This window comes from Methanoregula sp. UBA64 (genome assembly GCF_002502735.1).
Taxonomy (GTDB): domain Archaea; phylum Halobacteriota; class Methanomicrobia; order Methanomicrobiales; family Methanospirillaceae; genus Methanoregula.
Genome location: NZ_DAQC01000001.1, coordinates 284,249 through 301,973, shown reverse-complemented (window position 1 = coordinate 301,973; position 17,725 = coordinate 284,249). Strand labels below are relative to the sequence as shown.

20 protein-coding genes are annotated in these 17,725 nt (G+C 57.6%); 8 read left to right on the top strand and 12 right to left on the bottom strand.

All coding sequences use genetic code 11. From position 1 onward, the window contains the following. Positions 1 to 114 precede the first annotated feature (114 nt). On the top strand, positions 115 to 399 hold the full coding sequence (locus tag BP758_RS01455; protein ID WP_292368001.1) for a hypothetical protein: 285 nt from the start codon (positions 115 to 117) through the stop codon (positions 397 to 399). 128 nt (positions 400 to 527) lie between these two features. On the opposite strand, the gene BP758_RS01450 is transcribed toward BP758_RS01455, so the two are convergent. The 5 genes from BP758_RS01450 to BP758_RS01430 form a co-directional block, all read right to left on the bottom strand. After that, positions 528 to 2,663: a SpoIIE family protein phosphatase gene (locus BP758_RS01450; RefSeq protein WP_292368000.1), complete on the bottom strand. Its 2,136-nt coding sequence runs from the start codon at positions 2,661 to 2,663 to the stop codon at positions 528 to 530. Between the two features lie 142 nt (positions 2,664 to 2,805). Next, the gene (locus BP758_RS01445) at positions 2,806 to 3,054 is read right to left on the bottom strand and encodes a hypothetical protein (protein ID WP_292367999.1); all 249 of its coding nucleotides are present in this window, start codon (positions 3,052 to 3,054) and stop codon (positions 2,806 to 2,808) included. A gap of 39 nt (positions 3,055 to 3,093) precedes the next feature. Then, on the bottom strand, positions 3,094 to 3,969 hold the full coding sequence (locus BP758_RS01440; protein WP_292367998.1) for a VIT1/CCC1 transporter family protein: 876 nt from the start codon (positions 3,967 to 3,969) through the stop codon (positions 3,094 to 3,096). 85 nt (positions 3,970 to 4,054) lie between these two features. Beyond that, positions 4,055 to 4,387, bottom strand: coding sequence for a hypothetical protein (locus BP758_RS01435; protein ID WP_292367996.1), 333 nt, complete (start codon positions 4,385 to 4,387; stop codon positions 4,055 to 4,057). 155 nt (positions 4,388 to 4,542) lie between these two features. Beyond that, a complete protein-coding gene (locus BP758_RS01430; protein WP_292367994.1) occupies positions 4,543 to 5,301 on the bottom strand; it encodes an RNA-guided endonuclease TnpB family protein in 759 nt (252 codons plus the stop codon). A gap of 300 nt (positions 5,302 to 5,601) precedes the next feature. Here BP758_RS01430 and BP758_RS01425 point away from each other — a divergent pair, with 300 nt between their 5' ends. After that, complete coding sequence (locus BP758_RS01425) at positions 5,602 to 5,955, top strand: hypothetical protein (protein WP_292367992.1); 354 nt, start codon at positions 5,602 to 5,604, stop codon at positions 5,953 to 5,955. 63 nt (positions 5,956 to 6,018) lie between these two features. Here BP758_RS01425 and BP758_RS01420 read toward each other — a convergent pair whose 3' ends face one another. After that, positions 6,019 to 6,366 (bottom strand): hypothetical protein, encoded by a 348-nt coding sequence (locus BP758_RS01420; protein WP_292367989.1) that lies wholly within the window; start codon positions 6,364 to 6,366, stop codon positions 6,019 to 6,021. Next, positions 6,363 to 6,626 carry a hypothetical protein gene (locus BP758_RS01415; RefSeq protein WP_292367987.1) on the bottom strand — a complete coding sequence of 88 codons (264 nt, stop codon included), beginning with the start codon at positions 6,624 to 6,626 and terminating at the stop codon, positions 6,363 to 6,365. The genes BP758_RS01420 and BP758_RS01415 overlap by 4 nt, the downstream gene beginning before the upstream one ends. A 283-nt stretch (positions 6,627 to 6,909) precedes the next feature. Between BP758_RS01415 and BP758_RS01410 the strand changes: the two genes are divergently transcribed. The 3 genes from BP758_RS01410 to BP758_RS01400 all read left to right on the top strand — a co-directional run bounded on the left by BP758_RS01410 (position 6,910) and on the right by BP758_RS01400 (position 9,836). Further along, complete coding sequence (locus tag BP758_RS01410) at positions 6,910 to 8,322, top strand: phosphoadenosine phosphosulfate reductase family protein (protein WP_292367985.1); 1,413 nt, start codon at positions 6,910 to 6,912, stop codon at positions 8,320 to 8,322. Next, entirely contained in the window at positions 8,294 to 8,908 is a 615-nt protein-coding gene (gene hisH, locus BP758_RS01405) for an imidazole glycerol phosphate synthase subunit HisH (RefSeq protein ID WP_292367983.1), read from the top strand. Before BP758_RS01410 ends, hisH begins: the two co-directional genes overlap by 29 nt. 94 nt (positions 8,909 to 9,002) lie before the next feature. Further along, positions 9,003 to 9,836, top strand: a complete 834-nt coding sequence (locus tag BP758_RS01400; protein ID WP_292367981.1) for a hypothetical protein — start codon at positions 9,003 to 9,005, stop codon at positions 9,834 to 9,836. A 229-nt stretch (positions 9,837 to 10,065) separates the two neighbouring features. Here BP758_RS01400 and BP758_RS01395 read toward each other — a convergent pair whose 3' ends face one another. The 4 genes from BP758_RS01395 to BP758_RS01380 form a co-directional block, all read right to left on the bottom strand. Beyond that, positions 10,066 to 10,680, bottom strand: a complete 615-nt coding sequence (locus tag BP758_RS01395; protein WP_292367979.1) for an ArsR/SmtB family transcription factor — start codon at positions 10,678 to 10,680, stop codon at positions 10,066 to 10,068. 10 nt (positions 10,681 to 10,690) lie between these two features. Beyond that, entirely contained in the window at positions 10,691 to 13,429 is a 2,739-nt protein-coding gene (gene alaS / locus BP758_RS01390) for an alanine--tRNA ligase (protein WP_292367977.1), read from the bottom strand. Positions 13,430 to 13,498: 69 nt separating this feature from the next. After that, the gene (locus BP758_RS01385; protein WP_292367975.1) at positions 13,499 to 13,816 is read right to left on the bottom strand and encodes an SWIM zinc finger family protein; all 318 of its coding nucleotides are present in this window, start codon (positions 13,814 to 13,816) and stop codon (positions 13,499 to 13,501) included. Next, positions 13,813 to 14,520: a Nif3-like dinuclear metal center hexameric protein gene (locus BP758_RS01380; protein WP_292367973.1), complete on the bottom strand. Its 708-nt coding sequence runs from the start codon at positions 14,518 to 14,520 to the stop codon at positions 13,813 to 13,815. The genes BP758_RS01385 and BP758_RS01380 overlap by 4 nt, the downstream gene beginning before the upstream one ends. 95 nt (positions 14,521 to 14,615) lie before the next feature. On the opposite strand from BP758_RS01380, the gene BP758_RS01375 reads away from it, so the two are divergent. The 3 genes from BP758_RS01375 to BP758_RS01365 are packed head-to-tail and all read left to right on the top strand — an operon-like array spanning position 14,616 to position 17,217. Continuing rightward, positions 14,616 to 16,124, top strand: a complete 1,509-nt coding sequence (locus BP758_RS01375; protein ID WP_292367971.1) for a homocysteine biosynthesis protein — start codon at positions 14,616 to 14,618, stop codon at positions 16,122 to 16,124. Then, on the top strand, positions 16,121 to 16,507 hold the full coding sequence (locus BP758_RS01370) for a 4Fe-4S binding protein (RefSeq protein ID WP_292367969.1): 387 nt from the start codon (positions 16,121 to 16,123) through the stop codon (positions 16,505 to 16,507). Before BP758_RS01375 ends, BP758_RS01370 begins: the two co-directional genes overlap by 4 nt. Continuing rightward, positions 16,504 to 17,217 (top strand): UPF0280 family protein, encoded by a 714-nt coding sequence (locus BP758_RS01365; RefSeq protein ID WP_349680491.1) that lies wholly within the window; start codon positions 16,504 to 16,506, stop codon positions 17,215 to 17,217. The genes BP758_RS01370 and BP758_RS01365 overlap by 4 nt, the downstream gene beginning before the upstream one ends. Here BP758_RS01365 and BP758_RS01360 read toward each other — a convergent pair. Beyond that, complete coding sequence (locus tag BP758_RS01360; protein WP_292367965.1) at positions 17,212 to 17,622, bottom strand: hypothetical protein; 411 nt, start codon at positions 17,620 to 17,622, stop codon at positions 17,212 to 17,214. The genes BP758_RS01365 and BP758_RS01360 overlap by 6 nt on opposite strands. Positions 17,623 to 17,725 lie beyond the last annotated feature (103 nt).

Below are 17,725 nucleotides of genomic sequence, written 5' to 3'. Positions count from 1 at the left end.
TATACCGTGATATAAACATAAGCCTTTGCCGGATAAACAGGCAATTTTTATGCAGAAATCTCCTGAAATGCCGGTTCCAAGGATTTATATCAGCAGATTGAGAATGCATGGTGTATGACTGAAAAAACGACCACCCCCAGTCTCCTGCGCCTTGCAGCGGCAGTATTCCTGGGGTTCATTGTCGGCTTTATCCTGTTTCTGGTTGTGGCCCTTTTCATCGGCATGTTCAACAACATGATGGGCATGAACATCCCGGTAAAGATGGATATTGCCGAGAACATCCTCAGTGCGGTTCTCCTTTTCGTCTTAGTCGTCGGATCCATTGTCGGATTCTGCTGGAAAGTCTGGGTCACCCCGTCAACGGACGACGCGGGCGACGATGACGCGCACAACGAGTAATCCCTTTTTTTTTACCGGTGAACCGGGTACCCGGATTCATTCAGGGGACACACCGGCCCATCCCGGTTTACCGGCCCTCACCGGGTAAGGAAAACTGCCGGTAATGATGTACGGCAGAATGATGTGGTTTATTTAATCCGGATCACGACCAGGGTGATATCGTCGGACTGCGGCGCAGTGCCGGCGAATTCCCGGATCGCGGAGATGATCCGGTCCCGGATCCCTGATGCCGGCAGGTCCCGGGCTTTTTGTGCAACAGCAGCGAGCCTTTCCTCGCCGAAAGCTTCATAGCCGGTATCGAACGCTTCCGTAACGCCGTCCGTATACAGGATCAGGAGGTCGCCGGACTCTGCTGCAACCTGTTCGGCGGCACCCTCCATCTCGGGGAGTACTCCCATGGCAACGCCCTGCGCAGGCAGGTACCCCGCTTCCCCGGTCTTTCCTTTCACCAGGAGCGGAGGGTTGTGGCCCGCACTGATACACGTAAACGTCCGCTGCACCGGATCGAGAACTGCCAGATAGACCGTGACAAACATGGACGACGGGGCGTTTGCCTCGATCATCCGGTTTGTCGTTTTCAGTGCGGCAAGGGGGTCTGTTGTCCCTTCAAGATTTGCACGGAGCAGGGTCCGCGACATTGCCATAAAGAGCGCTGCACTCATCCCTTTCCCGGAGACATCGGCAATGACAAACGCCCACCGCCCTCCCGCAAGCGGGATAATGTCGTAGAAGTCCCCGCCCACTTCCATGGCCGGGATCATGACCGCGGCAAGATCGTATCCCGGGAGATCGGGCATCGAGGCCGGCAGGAAGCTGGTCTGGATCCCCCGGGCGATCTCCATCTCTTTGGCGTACCGCTCCTTTTCCGCAGTGGTCTTTTTGAGGTTCTCGATATTCTGCCGGAGTTCTTCTGCCATGGTGTTGAACGAACCGGCGAGATCCTCGAACTCGTCGCCGGAATCGATATGGATCCGGTACGAGAGATCGCCTTCGCCAAATGCACCGGCCCCATCCTTGAGGCGGGCAACCGGTTTGGTGATGACCTGGCTGAGCAGGAGCGCAACGATAAAGACGAACAGCAAAATGGCAACAAACAGGAGTAAGAACACCATCAGGAGCCGGTCGGTCTGGGTGGTGATGTGCTGCCCGGTATCCTTCGTGGCGGTGTCGATCTTACCGGTGAACTTTTCCACCGGCTGCGTGATCTGGCTGACCGGGACCGAGACGGCAAGGCTCCAGTTCATAGAACTGACCGGGGCATAGGCAACATAGACCGGGGTCCCGTTGAATATCACCTCACCGATACCGGTCTTTCCGGCGGTCATGTTTTGTGCAACCGAGGTAAGGCCGGGATCGGTACTGCCGAATGCGTTCTCCCCCGAGAACTGCTCGTTCCACCGCACATTGCCGGCAGACATCCCGGGACGGCTGATAACGCTCCCGTTATGGTTCAGGAGGACGGCATACCCGCTGCCGCCAAACGACTGGCCGATGATATCCTCGTCGATGGTCTCTGTCGATATGTCCGCGCCGATCACCCAGTGCCCGTATGCAGGACTTGCTACTGCCTGCGAGCAGGTCATGGTAAGCCCGTTCTGCCCGGCATCCACGTACGGCTTGTCGGACCATACCCGGGTCTCCTGTCCGAGAGCCTGCACGTACCACGAGCGGGTCCGGGGATCGTAATTTTTCGGGAGCGTGGCGTTTGCCGGGTACATCAGCATCATGCCGGAGTCGGTGGCGATATAGATGCTGGTCATATCGGAATCGGACTGGCAGACTGCCTTAAGTGCACCGGAAAGGCCGGCAAGGGTCTTTGCTTCCTGCGAATCGGGAGTTGCCGTTGCAGTCGGGGCAAAGGTGAGCAGCGCCCCGCGGGAGGGATCCGCCGGTGGGGTATTTGCCAGGTACGTCGGGACAAGCGAGGCTGCCGGAGGATTTTGCTGGAACTGGGCCACCTGCGCAGCAAGAATGTCCATCTCGCTGTTGGTATCCACAAAAACAACATCTGCGATTGCGGCCTGGTTGTCAACCATGCTGACCAGGTAATCCTCGCCAAGAGAGAGCAGGGCCGTGGAACTGTCGTTTACTACGCCGGACCCCAGCTCGCGACTGCTCTCCTGCGCGTACGTTCCCACATCGGAGATAGCGGAAAGCGCGAAATACCCGGTGATTGCGAGTGCGACAAGGGAGAGTGCCAGGAACAAGATAAGGATCTTTGCCCGGATGGAGAGTGCTATCTTGTGAGGCTTCTGGGGATTCATGTCCACGTTCCGTGAAAGGCGAAAGAGCCCGTATGTTCTCTTACGATGGGATCCCTATAAAAGTCCACCTTTCCGCGGGGGATAACCCTGCCCCGAACCTGCCGGTACCGTATCCTGCCGGAAAAAATTTAAAAAAAATATTTCAGCGCGAAAAAAAGTTGTCAGATAGCAAGCCGATTATCGGATACTTATCCGATAATCGGATGTACATCTGACTGGCAAAATTTTCTTTCGGCGTGAACTTTTGGAGCGATCCGGATTTTTTAAGAAAAATATCCGGTTCGCCCGGGCCGGTAACATTTTTTCCGGCAAAAAACGATCCGGTTTTTTTCTTTTCGCGTGAAAAAGCCGGGCCGGATCCTGACACGCTCCTGCGGCAGAGTCCCGGCATTTTGTGGTTTTGGCAGGGTCGCAGGAAAAAAAGGGAACGTTATACGTTCACGTTGAGCAGGACACGGATAAGGAGGCCGATCACGAACGAGACCGCTGCAATCCCGAGGCTGATCACTGCCATCTCTGCAAACCTCTTGTAAAACGGCAGGTCCTTTGCAACCGAGATATAGAACGTGAAACAGAAGATCACGATGACCGCACCGGCAAGCGTGCAGACAAGGGAGATATAGGGATTGGAGAGGACGAGGTACGGCAGGATAAGCAGCGTTACCGTAACAATGTAGGTAAGACCGGTATAGATCGCAGCTTTTTTCGGGCTGGTCCCGGCTGTGGTATCGGAGCGCTGGGAGAGGTATTCCGATGCAGCCATCGAGAGCGATGCCGCAACCCCGGTGATCAGGCCGGCTACCGCAATGATCCGGGAGTTCTGGATAGCAAAGGTAAGGCCGGCAAGCGTGCCGGTAAACTCGACCAGCGCATCGTTGAGACCGAGGACCACCGAGCCAATATACCGCAGCCGTTCCTCGTCGATCAGCGCTATCAGTTCCCGCTCGTGCTGCGCCTCGTTCTCAAGCATGGCCGGCATCTCGGGGATACCCAGGATATTGGCCCGGTCGGCTGTCTGCGCCCCCTGTTCCACCCCCTCCATCAGTTTGACCGCAAACGTGAGCCCGAAAAGCCAGGCAATAAACGAATAGAACCAGATGCGGATCCTGTCCGGGGCAATATCCTGTCCGGTGTACTGCTTCCAGATTGCATAGTGCCGAAGTTCTTCCTCTGCAATCCGCTCTAGGACTTCGCGGTTGTGGGGATCGGATGTCCGTTTGGCGATACGCGAATAGATATGGTGTTCGGTGATCTCGTTTTTCTGGAACGCCAGGGCTTTTGGCAGGGACTCCCCGTTCAGCTGCATGCACACTTCTCCGGAACGCTTCTGCCGGGTACTTTTGACGTCCCCGGTTTATCCATTTTTGCGGGGGACCGATGGTAAAAAAGGATTATTCGAGTTTCTTTTTGATCTCGCGGATACTCTGGAGCATCTCTTCGGAGTACGGGGTGAACCGGTAGCTGAGGTTGTTCTCCGTCTGCCAGAACCCGACCTTCTCATCGTAATGCCCGATCAGGTAGCAGATGACGATATAGCAGGGAATCGCAATAGCGATGACCATCGGCAGGGTCAGACCCAGGTGGTAATAGAAAAAGTCCTCGAAGAGTTTGGCGTTTGCCGTGATAATCCCGAAATTGATGAGGATCTGCGTCCAGGAAGCCCCCCGGGAGTACTTCTGTTTGAAGAGTGCCAGCGTATAGATCCAATCTTTTTTTTCCGACATATGGGGATCTCATTGAGAGGCCGTAAAGAAATCCTTTCTCTCCGTGACAATTCCCGCCGGGGATCGTTTTGGCCCACCTCGCCCGGCACAGGATCGCATCCATACAACGCCCCGGGTATTCCCGAACCATGCCAAAAAAAGGGGACGCCCGTCCCTTACTGCTCGAGGATCGCAAGCAGGTTGCCGGCCGGGACCTGTGTTGCAATCTCATGGATATGCCGGCCGGTACCTGCAAGTTCTTCCCGTGCACGCTGGCGCACCTGTTTTTTTGCGAGCCGTAACCCTCCGGCCAGCGCTTCCTCCCCGGTCGGGAGCGGGTGTATGCGGCAGGATGCGAGCGCAATGTTGAATGCAGCATTCACATCTGCATGAGCAACAAAGCCGCAGTGCGGGCACTCGAAATGTTTCCTGCTCCGGTGTCCCATGCAGCCGCACCGGCTGCACCTTTTTGAGGTATACGCCGGGTTGACGTACAGGACAGGGATGCCCTGTTTTGCTGCACGTTTCTCGACAAGACGCTGGAGCGAGAGAAAAGAGCCGTTTGCAAAGGAAAATTCCACAAACCCGGCAGGATCGCGGGAGTGCGAGTACCGGCTGGAAAAGAGCTTCTCGAACTTGATGCCCGAACCGAGCGCCTCTGCAAAGGTGACGATCTGACGGGAGATCTTGTTGATTGCCGCCTTGAACGCCTTGCGTTCACGGCTTTTGTCCCGGGAAAGTTTCCAGAGTTTGCCTTCCCGATAGAGTTTGGTACAGTTTTTTATGGAGTTGCTGCGGACGTAGTGTACGTTTTTCCCCAGTTTCAGGACTTTCCCGCTGTCTGGGTCGGCGGCCACGGCCGCATGCCCGGTCGTGTTGAGGTCAACACCGATCCAGCGGGCAGGTACATGTTCGGATGGATGAACTTTTATCACCTGTTCCTTACCATGTTCTCCTGCGGTACATTTGTGCCGTTATACAATACTCACGGTCTTTTTAAGGTCTGACTCCTCCTGTCCTTATTCGTGAATGTACCCGGCCTATGGGATATATCTTGTGGTAGAAGGCCCGGATTGGGAAAAAGGCTGATTAATCATGCAGGTTCTGGTGCGCCGGGGAGATCCGGGAACACCCGGATACCCTGAACGGGCCTGGTTATTATTGGCCGGGATTCCGGGGAGTGTGAAAACACCGGGGAACCTTTTTTATGCAGGGATTGTCCCAAAGGAATAGTAATGAAGCGGCAGTTTGTTGTTGGCGTTATTGGAGGGGGGCTGGGGATTGTCTCTGCGATCGTTGTGATAGCAACTTCAGGATCGGCAGAGATCACCCTCTCCGGGGTACAGGCTGCATTGTTCTCGAGTCTCGGCCTGATGGGCGCGGCACTGGTAAATTCCCAGAACCGGTTTGCCGGATGGATGTTTCTCTCCTCAGCGGTCTGGATAACGCTGTCCGTTCCCCTTGCCGGCACACTTTACCTCATGTCCTGGTACCTGCCGGCAATCCTTTTCCTGGCTATCGCAGCTGTCCTCTGCTTCCTGGAGCCGGAAGAGGAAGTATGTGAAGAAGTGCCGGAAGAGACTGCCTGAACTACTGCCGGCATATACCCGACGAAGCCCTGGCAACCCGTTCCGGAGAAAAAAACAGGGATATTATTCTTTTTTACTCTGTTCTTGCGGGGCGTTTCCCGGACAACCGGCACTACCTTCGGACGTTTCTGCCGCTTTCCTGGTAAGAACAACGATAATGAGCACCGCAAGGACTGCGGCAACCACGAAGAGGAGATACTGCATTCCCCCGGTTACAACCCAGGTGTACAGGCCGTAACAGACCCCGGCAGCGGCCACGAGTGAAAGGGAAATAATCCCCGCACGGATCCCGGTAAAGGACCGGCTCCGGATGTCCGGGAAGATGAGCAGGCCGATCAGGCTGATCCCGGCAAACCCTATGGCCGCAAGGAGCAGGAGGGTAATGAGGATATCCATGAGGAGATCGATCATGGGGCATCACCGGCCATTCCTTCCGCAACCCGGATCGTTGTGGCAAACACAATACAGGCAACAATAAGGGCCAGCACCGCAACGATCAGGTCCCCGACAGAAACCGTCAGGGAGAGCGCCCCGGCACACCCGAGCGTTGCTGCAACATTTGCGGCAAGGAGGCGATCGGGCAGGGAATGGACAAAGAGGGCCCGCAGCACTGCGCAGCACGCCAGGACAAAAAGACAGATCGCGGCAATAAACCAGATATCGATAGTCATTCGGTTCACCTTCACGGCACGTGAACAGGTTCCGGGAAGATCCGTATCGGATTACAGTTCCCACAGAACAGATCGCCGGGACCGTTTGCAGGGAATTCTCCCCACGCAGCCTCGTGCAATGCCGTGATTCTTCTCGTTATAACAATAGAGAACCGGATCTTATTATACCTCCCGCAGGCGCGGTTCGTCACCCGGATCCAAAACGCCCGGCCCGGGCTTGAGGCACCCCTGCATAAAAAAATGCGCTTATCCTTTTATTTTCCGGGTGCGAACAGATGAAGGAATGCACCCGACGTACCTGGGAAAGATCCTGCTGCGGTGGTGCGATCGCTGCCATGTCCCGGTCCTGGGAAAGACCTGCGCCTGCGGTACTGCGACCCGGGAAGTCCCGCTCACTCCCCCGGGCGATGCACGGCCGGCGTTCCCCCACGATATTGCCCTCATCAACCGGATCTACGGGGAACACTTCGGCGCTCCGCTCATTGCCCCGGGCCAGCTGGTCCTCTTAAACAAAGTTCCCGACGACGACCGGATGGAAGAGATCATCATTGGCGGAGGAAATGCCGGCTCCATCCGGTACCTGCCAAAAGAACGCTGCTGGGAACCGATCCCCCGTCCCGAGGCATATGCCCTCTTTCATCCCACAAAGCGCGTTGTTACCGTTGAGGACGGGGTTGCCCCGTTCATCCGCGACAAGAGCATGAGCCTTTTGCGCCCGGGAATGATCTCCATTGACGATGCGGTCCGGGAAGGAGACGAGGTCTTCATTGTCACGGAAAGCGGCGAATGTATTGGCGTGGGCAGGGTAAAGGTGAATGCCGCAGAAGCGCGGGCCATGGAGAAGGGCCAGGTTGTGCGGACCCGGAGGAATGTTGCCTCGGCCATCGTGCCGGGTGCGGCAACCTGGGACGACGCGGTCAGGGCCAATGCGGAGATCCTCAACCAGGCGGAAGCAGAGGCGATCCGGTTTGTACAGGACGTTACTGCCGCGTATCCTCTCCAGCCAACCATCTCGTACTCCGGGGGAAAGGACAGCCTTGCCACACTGCTTGTTGTCCGTAAGGCGCTCGGGAACGTGCCCCTGCTCTTTGCCGATACCGGCTTTGAATTCCCCGAGACCTGTGCGAATATAGAGGCAGTCCGGGAAAAATACAATGCGGAAGTCGTTCGCACAAACACCTCGGAAACATTCTACCGGACGCTCGAACGCGAAGGCCCGCCTGCGGTCAATGCCCGCTGGTGCTGCAGTGTCTGCAAGCTCCTGCCGGTAGCAGAGACCATCCGCTCCACGTGGGGCGAGTGTCTCTCTTTTATCGGCCAGCGCAGGTACGAGTCCCTCAAACGGGCAGAGAGCAACCGGGTCTGGAAGAACCCCACCGTAAAAGTCCAGGTATCTGCTGCCCCGATCCAGGACTGGACGGCCCTCCACGTCTGGCTGTACATCTTCCGCGAGAACGCCCCCTACAATGTCCTCTACGGGCGCGGGCTGGATCGGATCGGATGTTTCATGTGCCCGTCCAGTGATATGGCATTGATCCATATGATCGAGGCTGAGTTCCCCGACCTCTGGGAACCCTGGAAGGAAAAACTCGATTCATGGCAGAAAGAGAACGGTCTTCCCGGGGACTGGGTCGAGTCCGGGGCATGGAGGATACGGGAGGGAGTACATGCACAGCAAAAACGTCGTCATCATTGACTATGGCCTCGGGAACCTCAGGAGCGTGATGCGCGGGCTCGAAGCTGCCGGCGCCCATGCGACCATAACCGGTGTACCGGAAGAGATCGCAGCGGCCGACAGCATCGTGCTGCCCGGTGTCGGCGCATTCCACGAGGGGATGGAACAGCTGGGCCCGGTCAAGGATACCCTCTGCGAAGCGGTCAGGGACAGTGTGCCCCTTCTTGGGATCTGCCTTGGCATGCAGATGCTCATGGAGTCGAGTGAAGAGCACGGCACGTATCAGGGACTCGGGCTCGTCCCCGGGTCCGTGCGCCGGTTCCCGCAGGAACCGGGAATGAAGGTCCCCCACATGGGCTGGAACACCGTACGGCTCGCGCAGCCAAAAAACCCCCTCTTTGACGGACTTTCCGGAGAGCAGTACATGTACTTCGTCCATTCCTATTATGCAACGACAACCCCGGCATATACCCTTACGGAAACCGATTATATCCTTCCGTTTGCTTCATCGGTCTTTTCCGGGAACGTGTACGGCACCCAGTTCCACCCGGAAAAGAGCGGGGCCGCGGGCCTGCGGATTCTTAAAAATTTTGTAGGTCTTGTCTAGGCCGGCCTGCGGACGCGGATGGTTTTTTTGGCCGTGTGTGACCGGCCATTAAAATAGGGAACCTTTTTAATTTCCTGCAATCGACCTTGTAGTCATGAAAAAGTTTCTCCCTCTCCTACTCATGCTCTCCCTCGCGCTCGTGGGATCGGCATCAGCATATGGCATGTACCTGAACTGTTCCGACACGGTTCCCGTTGGCCAGATGATCAAGTGTGCGGTAGATTCGGATTTCCCCGCGGGGACCAGTTTCGATCTCGTCTTCTACCAGTCCCAGTACACATCCACTGAGATCGATCGCGAATCAATAACCATCCAGCCCAACCAGGCGACCCAGTACAAGCTCTTCGATACCACCGGCCTCAAAGGTGGCCAGTACAAGATTGAGACCCAGTTCAATGGCCCGGTCCCCTCCATGAGATCGGATTCCATCTCAAGCGAACTGGTCACCGTTGTCGACCGTTCGCCCGAACTTACGATCACGTCCCCGATGACGCAGGACCTTTCCAGTGCGCTCGTGATTGCCGGTACGTTAAAGAAAGGCGGGAACGACGGGATCCAGCTCCAGGTTGACGGCGAATCCGCCGGCCACATCTGGGGCCCCCAGTACATCAAGACCAACAACCTGATCCAGAGCGGCGACGGCTCGTTCTCGCAGACGGTACCGGTTACACAACCGGATAACTATAAGGTCACTTTCTCCGATGCCAAAGGCCAGATCGGCATTATCACCTTCCAGGTCACTTCGCCGACAACAGCCACTACGGCACCGATGGTTACGGTAACCACAAAGAAGGTCACCGCAACAAAGACTGCGACCCTGACCCCGATCCCGACACCGACAAAATCCCCGCTCCCCGCATTCCTTGTGATTGGGGCGCTCGGGCTTGCAGCCCTGCTCATCTGCCGGATGAAATCCGGGCGGGCATAACCACCAATACTCTTTTTTCCGGCACATATTCCGGGACCGGCTTTTTTCTAATAGCCGATAGGCTCCTGCTTCACCGACCTGCCCATACCATAATCATGAACGCTGCCGGATCGTGGACGTACTCGTTGGGGAACAAGATCCGCTCCCTTGACGCTCAAAAACGATGCGGGATGAGTAGTATCCCCGCTTCATCATCACCGGGTATAAAAAAGAGGAATCTGCACCGTTTTTAGCGGCGCTTTCTCCAGAGATATGCTTCGTAGCAGAGCAGGACAAAGATAACAAGTACTCCGCCGCAGAAGAATGCCAGCGCAAGGTCCGGCGAGAAGGCCGGTGCCAGGACGTTTGTGTCGGCCATGGCTTTTGCAGCATACACCTGGTTTTCCGCGCCCCCGGTTGCGGGTGCCCGGATCGTCATCGCGGCAGGAGCTGTTTCCGACCACATGCCCTGTCCGGCAAGGAGCGGCTCAAGACCGATAACTGCAAGGGTGCCCACAACCACGATCCCAAAGAGCGAGGTATACTTCAGGAGGAGCGAGCGGACATTGGTCTGTTTTGGCGCAACGATCAAAAGCTGGTCGGTAAGCGCGTACATCTTCACTTCCCGCCCCTTCACGCTGTACTTTGTCTCGGAAATGATGATGAGCCCGGCGTCGAGCAGGTTTTCGGCATGGTATTTCGCAGTAGTCAGCGGGATCTTCAGCTGCTCGGTGATATCGGTGAGGCTCTTTGCTCCCGTGGCAAGCAGGGTAAGGATATCGCTTGCAGTCTGGCTTCCCATTGCCTTTGCGATCTTCTGGGCCCGCTCGTCGCCCGGTTCCAGGACTACCACATTCTCGGTCATTTTTTAAAGTCTACTGGAGCGCCGCAAGGATGCGCTCGCGCCCGACATTGAGGGCAAGATCGAGTTTCTCCAGGTCCGGTCCGCCACCCTGTGCCATCGATTGTTTTCCCCCGCCTTTCCCGCCAAGGAGACTGCACACCTGCCCGATGATCTCGCCGGCATTTACCCGTTTGTCACCGGATGAGAGAACCACACGGGCGGTATCGCCGGATGCGGCGAGGAGTGCAATGCCGCCGTTTGCAGAAAGGGAGGTTGCAAGCGTTGAGAGCTCGCGGGGGGCAAGATCCACACGCTTAACAACGACCGGAATGCCCCCGATTGTCTCGGGCCGGATGGTCTGCACTTCCAGTTCCACGAGTTTCTGGCTCAGGCGCTCGATATCTTTTTTCTGGTCCTTCCATTCGGAAAAGAACCGGGTAACGGTCGGGGGAAGGTTTTCGAGCTGGACAGAAAGGGTATCTGCGGAAGCAGAGGCGATCTGTTCGAGATGCTGGATATAATAGACCGCAGCATTACCCGCCGCAAACTCGATACGCTCGATCCCGTCCTGGATGTGCTCGACTCGTAAGATCTTGATTACGCCGATCTCCCCGGTACTCCGGCAGTGTGTCCCGGCGCAGGCTTCGATATCGCCGGCGACCTTGACAATGCGGATGTCCTTGCCCTGCGGGACACCTCCCTGGTACAGGGTAAAACCGTACTCCTGCTCGGCTTTTGTCCGGTTCTCGATCGAGATCTCGACCGGCTGGTTTGCCATGACCATGCGGTTGGCGGCAAGTTCGATCTTACGGAGTTCTTCTGGCGTGATATGCTTGAAATGCCGGATATCGATACGCGAACTCTCCGCTCCTTTCTGCGCCCCGGCCTGGTGGATATGGACGCCGAGCACTTCCTGGGAAGCGTGCAGGAGGATGTGGGTTGCCGTATGGTGGCGCATCAGCGAGAACCGGCGCTCCTCATCGACCATGCCTTTGACCCGCTCGCCGCGCTGGAGAAGTCCGCCGCTGATATGATGGAGGATCACGTCCCCGAGTTTTATGACATTGTCGACCCGGGCCATGCTCTCGGCGCCGACAAGGCTTCCCGTATCGGCCGGCTGGCCGCCGCCTTCGGGATAGAAGAGGGTCTGATCAAGTACCGCATAGCCGTCGAAGAAGTCGAGAACTACGCCTTCGAACTCAATATCCTCCGGTTGCTCGTAGTAGAGTTTTTTTGTTGCCGGCAGTCCCTGTACCCGCTCGGCGTACTGGGTGGTTGTATCCGAGGTAACCTCTTTTTTTGACTCGGAGTGCATGTCGGCAATCTGGGAGTAGAAGTTGTCGGGGAGATCGATGACTGCCCCTTCCTTCTGGGCAATGTCCTTTATCATCTCGGGGGGGATGCCGTGGGAATCGTACAGGGTGACGATCTCGGAGAGCGGTACGCGCTGGCTCTTTGCCTTGTAGGTCTTTGCAACCTTCTGGACGATCCGGGTACCCCGGTCGAGGGTATCGGCATATTTCACGACCTCGCGGTCAACGATCTCGCGGACAATGGAGATATCCTGCTGGAATTTTTTCATCCCGATGATCTTCATCTGTTCTTCGATGAGATCGGCAAGGGAGTCCTCCATCTTGAAATCGTTCATCATCCGCAGGGTCCGGCGGATGACAAGTCGTGCAAGGTAGCCCTCGCGGACATTCGAGGGGACAATGCAGTCTCCGAGCATATACGCAAGGCAGCGGGTGTGGTCCACAATCGCGTACACCTTTTCTATCGGTGTCATCATCTTGTCGAGTTTCTCAGGAGAGATATCGATAGCAGCCGCAACCTTCTTTCGGAGGTTGAAGAGGTTGGGGCCGGAGATGTCCATGAGCCCGGCAAACTTCGCGTTTAAGGCGAGGATCTTCGTGTAATCCTTGTTGTCGAGCAGGTGGGAGATGCCGGCCGAGCTCATGACACGGCTTACCATCTCGGGGAAGACCGCATCGTAGATGGTAGGGGAGCCCTTCGAAGCCCAGACCAGGCGTTCGAGACCGTACCCGGTATCGACGATCCGGAGCTTGATCGGGTAATACATGGTTCCGTCGAGGTCGTAGCCGGGGTGGCTGGTCTTCTGGCGTCCGAGACTCATGAATACAAGGGTTGCTACTTCGAGGCCGCCAATCATGACCTCTACACTCGGGCCCGCGTTCCCGCCGCCGATCCACGGGTGTTCCTTGTAGGTGACCTTGGTGAGATCGCCGCCGATTGAGGCAAGGAACTGGTCGCAGAGTTCTACGGTGTGGTCTTTCCAGTAGATCTCTTCGGTCGGCGTGTTGAACGCATGATGGGCGAGCATCTCAAAAGTGGTCAGGTGCCGGCCCGATCTCCCGACCGAATCGAGGTCGTTTAACCGGATACAGGGCTGGGAGATGGTAAGGGGATTTGCCGGCGGGGGAACGATCCCTGCCGTGACGAATGGCTGGAAGTCGGCGATCGAGGCGATGGTGAGATAGATATCGTCCCGCCAGCGTGCGGCCACCGGGTAGCGCTCGATGCGGGTATGGCCGTTCTTTTCAAAAAAGGAGAGGTAAGCCTCGCGCATCTCGTCAACGGAATGCCCCTTAAACACAGGGTTGCCGATAAACGTATAGGGTTCGCAGGCCGCATCGCCGCAGCTCTCGCGGGATGGGTCGCGTGTCCAGAACGGGGAGCCGCAGGATTTACAGATCTTCCGGGTAAATCCCTGGTCCTTGAAATATTCGAGCTGGTATTCTTCTTCGAACATTGTGAAAACCACGTACACTTGCCTGTTACTATTCTAAGATATCGGGATAGTTATTGTCTTTGTTCGCACTTATCCTTTCCAGTTTTCCTGGTACCAGGTGTCATGTGCAACATACTTCCCGGTGGCTTCTGCAATCCTGACCGCGAGAATGTGCCAGCAGGGTTTTTGCCGGAACGCAAAGTCCCGGCAGGTGCAGACGCCCTCGTCAATCACGTGATCGCCGGTTGTTCCGGTGACCACAAAAAAGTCGAGGTACTTCCTCACCTGTCCGCGGTCGACTGCGTCCAGGGCTTTTTTTCCCCGCGTGCCGTACTCCGCGATCAGGGCGGCACGGATCTCTTCGTCCAGCGCCTTTCTCTGTAAGAGCAGCTGCCAGGGATCGCTCATGGGATGATGCTGACTTTTGGCGGGTCGTCGATATACTGCCAGCCTTTCTGCGCAGCAAGGCGTTTCATGGCCGGGGCTTCGAGCGCATAATGCGTGGATTCGAGGCAGGGAAGCGGTGCCGCACGGGCAACCGAATGCTTGAGCTCTGCCGAGAGAAACGCATCGGCGCCGAGATCGCATGCCTCCTTCATCAGTACCGGGTCAAACCCGCTCCCGCCAACTACCGCGAGTTCCTGAGGCGCGACGCACTCTCCCCAGATCCTGAGGGGGGCGCCCAGCCGTGCCGCGATCTCTTCCCGGGAAAGGGTGCATGCCCCGACAAGGCCAAGGGTCATGGGCCGGCAGCCGGAGAGACCAAGCAGTTCCGCGAGCGCATCGTTGACACCGCACGGGGCATGGTCGAAGTTCGTGTGCATTGCATACACGTTGAGGTGCCCGGTAAGGATATCGCGCATGAGCGAGGCGGTGGGGCCGACAAGCGCGGTAAGCGGCGTCCAGATGGGGGTGTGATGGACCACGAGCATCTCGGCTTTTCCGGCAAGTGCTGCCCGGACCACCCGGGGCGTGGCATCGAGCGCACAGCATACCGTACGGATCTCCGGCGCTCCCTCGACAATAAGGCCAATCCTCCCGCAATCGAACTCCTCGGCAAGGGATGGGGGGGCGAGTGTCTCCATCTCTGCGGCAAAGTCACGCACGTGCATATAATAAGGGATTGGGCCGGGCCGGGATATATACCGGCATATTACCTGAGGTAATAGCAATTGGTATAAATATTCATAAAACGACATTTTCAGTCATGCACAAGTCCATCGAAACGATCAACGAGCGGATCCGTGACGGCAGTGCCCGCGTCGTCACCGCAGAGGAGATGCCCGCGATCGTGAGCGAACTGGGTGAGGAGGGGGCGCTCAAAGAGGTCGATGTCGTTACTACCGGGACCTTCGGCGCAATGTGTTCCTCGGGGGCATTTTTGAACTTCGGGCACTCAGAACCGCCGATCCGGATGGAGCGGATCTGGCTCAACGATGTCGAGGCCTACGGGGGACTTGCCGCGGTCGACACGTACATCGGGGCCACGCAGCAGTCCGACACGCTCGAAGACCAGTACGGCGGGGCGCACGTGCTCGAAGACCTTGTCTCGGGAAAATCCGTGGAACTTCGCGCCACTTCGCGCGGCACGGACTGTTACCCGCGGCGGACGATCACCACCGAACTCCTGCTTGAAGACTTAAACCAGGCGATCATGTGCAATCCGCGCAACGCCTACCAGCGCTACAACGCGGCAATCAACACCACGGACCGGCTCCTGCACACCTATATGGGAACGCTCCTGCCGGACTCCGGAAACGTCACCTACTCGGGGGCAGGGCTCTTAAACCCGGTCACCAACGACCCGAAACTCCGGTTCATCGGGAGCGGCGTCCCGATCTTTTTGTGCGGTGCCGAAGGTATGGTAGTCGGCGAAGGGACACAGCACTCGCCGGGCGGCGGCTTTGCAACGCTGATGGTCAAAGGTAACCTAAAAGAGATGTCGCCTGACTACCTCCGGGCTGCGACCATGACCGGTTACGGTGTCACGATGTACGTGGGCCTTGGCGTGCCCCTGCCGGTCGTCGACCTCGACGTGGTACGGGCAACAGCAGTCCGCGATGAGGACATCTCGGTGGACCTGGTGGACTATGGTGTCCCGAGCCGCAGCAGGCCGGTGATCCGGAGCGTGAATTACGCAGAGCTGCGCTCGGGCGCAATCGAGATAAACGGCGAACAGGTCAGGACTTCATCCCTCTCAAGCTTCCGCAAGGCTCGTCAGGTGGCAGCCGAACTCAAGGGCTGGATCGAGAAGGGCAGACTCCAGCTCGCCCTGCCCACCCGGCCCATCGATCCCACGAAAAAAGTCCATCCCATGCACGAGAGAAAGAAGGGGCCGAGAGTCCTCGATATCATGGACCGGCAGTTCGTTTCCGTGGGCGAGTCCGAGGAGATCCGGGCAGCGGCGCAGAAACTCCTCAAAGGGGAGACCAACCACCTGCCGGTGATTGCGGATGACGGGAAACTCTCGGGGATCGTGACCACGTTCGATATCTCAAAAGCCGTTGCAAACCCGGGCAAGGCCGTGACCGTAAAGGACATCATGAAGAAGAAAGTGGTGACTACCACGACCGAAGAGGCAGTCGATATCGCGGTCCGCAAGCTCGAACAGAACAACATCAGCGCGCTGCCGGTGGTTGACAAAGACCGGCACGTGATCGGGATGCTTACCGCAATCAATCTCGGGAAACTCTTTGGCGGGAGGTGGCTGAAATGAGGCTCCTGGTGAACTTCTCGAAAAAGAAAGGTACCGCACCCATCATCGCGCAGGCAGTAAAAGACACGGGCGTGCTGATCAATGTCGAGCGGGCCGTGATCGACTCCTCCGAAGGCGAGGCGCTCATCGAAGTCCCCGACGACCAGTGCAAGCTGATCCGGAGCACGATGACCCGGCTCGGCGCAACGGTCCGCCAGCTCGAACACGGGATCAGTGTCGACCAGAGCGAATGCGTTGACTGCGGGGCATGCATCTCGGTCTGCCCCCGCGAGGTCTTCTCGTTCGATGCGGACTACCGGCTGGTAGTTGCCGAGGACAAGTGCGTGCTCTGCGGCAAGTGCATCCCTGCCTGCCCGCACAAGGCGCTCACGCTCCCCGTATGATCCGCGAGCCGTTCCGGTTCCGCGAGACCTTTGCGGCGATCCTCGCAGACGAACCTGCCCACATCGAGGCAGCAAAGGCCGGTATGATCGCGGCCCGGCAGGTGCTCGAAGGCTACATTGCCCGCGATCCTTTTTTTGCGAGCACGTTCTTCCCCTATGAACCGGATACCGACGAGCCGCTGATCCTGCACATGGCAGAGGCTTCGGCAGAAGCCGGGGTGGGCCCCATGGCCGCGGTTGCCGGCGCGGTTGCCGCAGCCGGAATTGAAGCAATGGCCGGGGCCGGTGCGGCGTTCGGGGTTATCGACAACGGGGGGGATATTGCGCTTGTGAGCGACCGGCCCGTACGGGTGGGCGTGCACGCAGGGGCTGCGCCCCTCTCGGACAAAATTGCCTTTGTTGTCCCGAAAAAAGACCATATCTTCGGGGTCTGCACCTCGTCTGCCACGGTCGGCCCCTCGGTCTCGTTCGGGGTCGCCGACGCGGTCACGATCTTTGCCAACGACCCGGTCCGGGCAGACGCATGGGCAACGAGAATCTGCAACGATCTGCGGACCGATAACCGGGAAGTACTTGCCTCCCTTGACCCGGCAACCGTCCGGGGCGTGTACGCAATCCTCGGTCCCGATGTCATTACGTGGGGTGAAGTCCCCCGGGTTGTCCCGGCACGGGTGGACAAACAAAAAATTACTGCCGGTGACCGGTTATAGGGTAGACTCGATATACGCCTCGCTGTCGGTGACAGCACTTGCCCCGGTAAAGGTTTTCAGCGTCTCTTTCCCGTCGGTCACCAGGATCTCGGGACGGTTCTTTGCGATTCGGAACACGCGCTCCAGGAGATCGATCTCGTCGATGATTACTCCCGCGGGAAGCGAGGAGGCCGGTTCGAGTTCGAGGCGCTCCCGCACGAGTTCGTCCGGTTCGATCCGGTAAAAGTAATAGAAGACCTGCCATGCGTTCAGGAGATCGGAGGTAAAGAGGTCGTCCCGCACCGGGGCGGGAAGTTCTTCGAGCCGGCGCATGAGCGCGTCATCGTCCTCGCCGCTCTCATCAAGCAGGCAGTCGGCGATCCGGACCAGTTCGGAAAATGAAGGGCCGGAGGGTTCGCTATCCATAGAACGTATTTGGCGGGCAACTACAAAAACCGCTTGGAGATGGGTTAACTGGCTGTTTTTGTCACCGGCAATAAAGTATAATCGGGACGAACGGGAATGAGTA

What these genes read in the sequence shown, in the direction of transcription:
- BP758_RS01450 (WP_292368000.1), bottom strand. Translation starts at nt 2,663, where the DNA reads ATGAATCCCCAGAAGCCTCACAAGATAGCACTCTCCATCCGGGCAAAG.
- BP758_RS01420 (WP_292367989.1), bottom strand. Translation starts at nt 6,366, where the DNA reads ATGATCGATCTCCTCATGGATATCCTCATTACCCTCCTGCTCCTTGCG.
- BP758_RS01425 (WP_292367992.1), top strand. Translation starts at nt 5,602, where the DNA reads ATGAAGCGGCAGTTTGTTGTTGGCGTTATTGGAGGGGGGCTGGGGATT.
- BP758_RS01370 (WP_292367969.1), top strand. Translation starts at nt 16,121, where the DNA reads ATGAGGCTCCTGGTGAACTTCTCGAAAAAGAAAGGTACCGCACCCATC.
- BP758_RS01365 (WP_349680491.1), top strand. Translation starts at nt 16,504, where the DNA reads ATGATCCGCGAGCCGTTCCGGTTCCGCGAGACCTTTGCGGCGATCCTC.
- BP758_RS01455 (WP_292368001.1), top strand. Translation starts at nt 115, where the DNA reads ATGACTGAAAAAACGACCACCCCCAGTCTCCTGCGCCTTGCAGCGGCA.
- BP758_RS01380 (WP_292367973.1), bottom strand. Translation starts at nt 14,520, where the DNA reads ATGCACGTGCGTGACTTTGCCGCAGAGATGGAGACACTCGCCCCCCCA.
- BP758_RS01435 (WP_292367996.1), bottom strand. Translation starts at nt 4,387, where the DNA reads ATGTCGGAAAAAAAAGATTGGATCTATACGCTGGCACTCTTCAAACAG.
- alaS (WP_292367977.1), bottom strand. Translation starts at nt 13,429, where the DNA reads ATGTTCGAAGAAGAATACCAGCTCGAATATTTCAAGGACCAGGGATTT.
- BP758_RS01395 (WP_292367979.1), bottom strand. Translation starts at nt 10,680, where the DNA reads ATGACCGAGAATGTGGTAGTCCTGGAACCGGGCGACGAGCGGGCCCAG.
- BP758_RS01415 (WP_292367987.1), bottom strand. Translation starts at nt 6,626, where the DNA reads ATGACTATCGATATCTGGTTTATTGCCGCGATCTGTCTTTTTGTCCTG.
- hisH (WP_292367983.1), top strand. Translation starts at nt 8,294, where the DNA reads ATGCACAGCAAAAACGTCGTCATCATTGACTATGGCCTCGGGAACCTC.
- BP758_RS01400 (WP_292367981.1), top strand. Translation starts at nt 9,003, where the DNA reads ATGAAAAAGTTTCTCCCTCTCCTACTCATGCTCTCCCTCGCGCTCGTG.
- BP758_RS01360 (WP_292367965.1), bottom strand. Translation starts at nt 17,622, where the DNA reads ATGGATAGCGAACCCTCCGGCCCTTCATTTTCCGAACTGGTCCGGATC.
- BP758_RS01410 (WP_292367985.1), top strand. Translation starts at nt 6,910, where the DNA reads ATGCACCCGACGTACCTGGGAAAGATCCTGCTGCGGTGGTGCGATCGC.
- BP758_RS01385 (WP_292367975.1), bottom strand. Translation starts at nt 13,816, where the DNA reads ATGAGCGATCCCTGGCAGCTGCTCTTACAGAGAAAGGCGCTGGACGAA.
- BP758_RS01375 (WP_292367971.1), top strand. Translation starts at nt 14,616, where the DNA reads ATGCACAAGTCCATCGAAACGATCAACGAGCGGATCCGTGACGGCAGT.
- BP758_RS01440 (WP_292367998.1), bottom strand. Translation starts at nt 3,969, where the DNA reads ATGCAGCTGAACGGGGAGTCCCTGCCAAAAGCCCTGGCGTTCCAGAAA.
- BP758_RS01445 (WP_292367999.1), bottom strand. Translation starts at nt 3,054, where the DNA reads ATGCCGGGACTCTGCCGCAGGAGCGTGTCAGGATCCGGCCCGGCTTTT.